Source organism: Stenotrophomonas sp. HMWF003 (assembly GCF_003061285.1).
In the GTDB taxonomy this organism is placed as follows: Bacteria; Pseudomonadota; Gammaproteobacteria; order Xanthomonadales; family Xanthomonadaceae; genus Stenotrophomonas; species Stenotrophomonas maltophilia_AP.
In genome coordinates, this window is sequence record NZ_QAIW01000206.1 from 2,345 (window position 1) to 5,375 (window position 3,031).

Below are 3,031 nucleotides of genomic sequence, written 5' to 3' on the forward strand. Positions count from 1 at the left end.
GGCGCAATCTGCACGACGCCTTTGCGATCACCACCCCACCGCCGGCGCGGTTGACCGTGGTGGATGACGTGATGACCACCGGCGCCACGCTCGACGCGGCCGTGCACGCCCTGCAACGCGTCGGCCTGCCCGATGCCGCGGTGTGGGTCTGCGCGCGGGTGCCGTGAGTGACCGCTCTATACTCGGACGCTGTCACAGGGAAACACCGCCGCCGATGGATCCGTTCGCCACGTTCGACTTCTCCGATTTCTGGAACGACTGCGAGTATTCGCAGCAGAACTACCAGGAGCCGCCGCCCAGCGATGCGCTCATTGCCGAACTGCAGGCCGAATTCGGCTATCGCTTCCCCGATGCGTACATCGCACTGGCCCGCCGTCACAACGGCGGCCTGCTGCAGCGCAGCTGCCATCCGATGGACGAAGCCACCAGCTGGGCCGACGACCACATTGAAGTCAGCGGCCTGCACGCCATCGGACGCCAGGCACGGTACTCGTTGGGCGGGGAGATCGGCACGCGGTTCATGCAGCGCGAGTGGGGCTACCCGGACATCGGGATCGTCATCGCCGACTGCCCCAGCGCCGGGCACGACCTGATCATGCTCGACTACCGCCAGTGCGGCCCGCAGGGCGAACCGCAGGTGGTGCACGTGGACCAGGAAGCGGACTACGCGATCACGCCGGTCGCCCCGGACTTCACCACCTTCATCCACGGACTGGTGGATGAAGAAGCGTTCAACGATGCAGCCGAAACCCTGGAGATCGATCTGGTCACCGTGGACCGCGGCACGCTGTCGCCGATCGTGCAGCGTGCGCTGGAGGCATCGGCCGATGTGCTGCCCGAGGGTGAGCGCGTGCTGCGTGCGCTGGCGCGCCGGATCACTGAGGAAAAGGGCTTCTTCGCGCTGCATGCCGACCCCGATTCGCACCGCATGTACGACCTGATGTTCTGGCTGTACTCGCAGCTGACCACGGCCACCTCGTTCACCCATTTCGTCAAACTTCCGGCCGAACAGGACGACTACGCAACGCCGTGCTACGAACTCATGCTGCCGTTCGACCTGGTCGTGGCACCCTTCGGCTTCAAGACCGGTGGGTTCGCGCCCGGCTTCGTCGAAGAGTGGTGGGATACACGGGTGGCCGAGGGGGCGATCGTGCCGGTGGAAGGAGGCTGGCGCTTCAGCGCGGCGGCCGAACAGGCGCTGCTGGCTGCCGTGGCGGTGGAGCAGACTTGATACTGTTGGACCCAGACCCCTGCCAGGCATTGCCCGGCACTCACCCGCAAGGAGCACCACGCATGGGCAGGAATCGGAGGGCCGCACTGCTGCTGGCCGGCATCGTCTGCATGGCCGGCTGCCAGCCGGTCGCAGACCTCAACATGCCAATGGCGCCGCCATCGGCAGCCCCGCTGCCGCAGGTGCGTATCCAGATGCGCGACGTGGACGAGCAGGGGCGCGCCGGGACGACCCGGCTGACGGATGAGAACGGCCAGCCGTTGGCCGTGCTGGAGCCGGCGTTCATCACCACTGCGGATGTGGAATCGGTGGCGTTGGACGTCGATCTGCATCGTGGTGCGCCCGTGCTCACCCTCACCATGAAGGACGCGTCCGCGTCGCGCATCCATGCCGCCACCGAAGCGCGCGTTGGCCGCCGGGTTGCCTTCAGCGTGGGCGACAGGGTGCTGTCGGTGGCGACCATCCAGGGCCCGTTTGGCAAGGGCATGCAGGTGTCCGGGCTGGTGGACCCGGACCAGGCACAGCGCATGTACACGGAAATCACCGGGAAAACGCCCTGACGGAAAGGGCCCTACGGCGGAAAGGAGTCTGCTCGATGCACGCACGAACCTGGCTGGTCGGCCTGGCAATGGCCATGGGGGTGCTCCCGGCACGCGCCAGCGAACCCTGCCGCTGGCCGGCGGCGATGCCGTCGCCCGCGGTGGTGCTGGTGGGTGAGATACATGGCACCGATCAGGCGCCGGCCTTCGTGGGCGAGCTGGCCTGCGCCGCCGCCGCCGAGGGTACGGCGGTCACCGTTGCGCTGGAAATCAGCGCCCGGGAACAGGCGCGGCTGGACGCCTACCTGGCATCGGCGGGTACCCCGGACGCGCGGGCGGCGCTGCTGGCCGGCCCGTTCTGGACCCGCTCCACCCAGGACGGGCGGTCCAGCACGGCGATGCTGGCGCTGCTGGAACGGCTGCGCCGACTCCACGCCGACGGCCGCCGCATCGCGGTTATCGCAGTGGACGAGGAACGCGCCGGCACCCGCGACGTGGGCATGGCCGAGCACATCACGCGTGCGGTGCACCCCGGCGGGCGCGTGATTGCGCTGCTGGGCAACGTGCATGCCAGCCAGCGGCTGGGGCGGCCGAACCTGCCCGACTACGCGCCGGCGGGCTACCTGCTGCGTACGCTCGCACCGCTGGGTGTACGCGTGGGTGCCCGCGGCGGTGAGGCGTGGGTGTGCGCGCCGACGTGTGGCGTACTCGCGGTTGGCGATCAGCGCGTGGGCGATGGGCCGATCGGGTATGCCGCTGGCGACCGTGCGCAGTCGGGGTATGACGGTAGTTACACCGTGTCTTTGTACACCGCGTCGCTGCCTGCGGTGGGGCTGGACCGGCAGACAGCCGGGCAGAGCCCGGCGCTACGGTAGGGCGTCGAAGAGGCAGCCGGGCAGAGTCCGGCGCTACGGTGGAATATGGAAGGGAGCCCGGCGCGTCAGCGGAAGTTGGCTTCGATCTGTTCCAGCGACTTGCCCTTGGTTTCCGGCAGCCAGAACGCGGCGATCAGGAAGTACAGCAGCGTGCACGCAGCCCAGAAGAAGAACATGCTGGCGTAGCCGTGGTGGCCCACGGTGGGCAGGAAGATCGCGGCGATCACGGTGGACACGAACTGGTTGATCAGCAGCGCGATGCTCATGCCGTTGGAGCGGATGCGGGTGGGCATCAGTTCGGACAGCGCCAGCCACACGCACACGCCCGGACCCACCGCGAAGAACGCCACGAACAGCAGGATGCAGCCGGCCACCAGCCAGCCGTG

General features: G+C 68.4%; 4 protein-coding genes. 3 read left to right on the plus strand and 1 reads right to left on the minus strand.

From position 1 onward, the window contains the following. The first annotated feature begins 214 nt into the window (after positions 1–214). The 3 genes from DBR34_RS08390 to DBR34_RS08400 all read left to right on the plus strand — a co-directional run bounded on the left by DBR34_RS08390 (position 215) and on the right by DBR34_RS08400 (position 2,645). A complete protein-coding gene (locus tag DBR34_RS08390; protein WP_128096451.1) occupies positions 215–1,231 on the plus strand; it encodes an SMI1/KNR4 family protein in 1,017 nt (338 codons plus the stop codon). 62 nt (positions 1,232–1,293) lie between these two features. Continuing rightward, positions 1,294–1,791 carry a hypothetical protein gene (locus tag DBR34_RS08395; protein WP_128096452.1) on the plus strand — a complete coding sequence of 166 codons (498 nt, stop codon included), beginning with the start codon at positions 1,294–1,296 and terminating at the stop codon, positions 1,789–1,791. Positions 1,792–1,826: 35 nt separating this feature from the next. Next, the gene (locus DBR34_RS08400) at positions 1,827–2,645 is read left to right on the plus strand and encodes a hypothetical protein (RefSeq protein ID WP_128096453.1); all 819 of its coding nucleotides are present in this window, start codon (positions 1,827–1,829) and stop codon (positions 2,643–2,645) included. Positions 2,646–2,710: 65 nt separating this feature from the next. On the opposite strand, the gene DBR34_RS08405 is transcribed toward DBR34_RS08400, so the two are convergent. Further along, positions 2,711–3,031 (minus strand): MFS transporter (locus tag DBR34_RS08405; protein ID WP_146186799.1); only part of this gene is annotated, 321 nt, incomplete at its 5' end.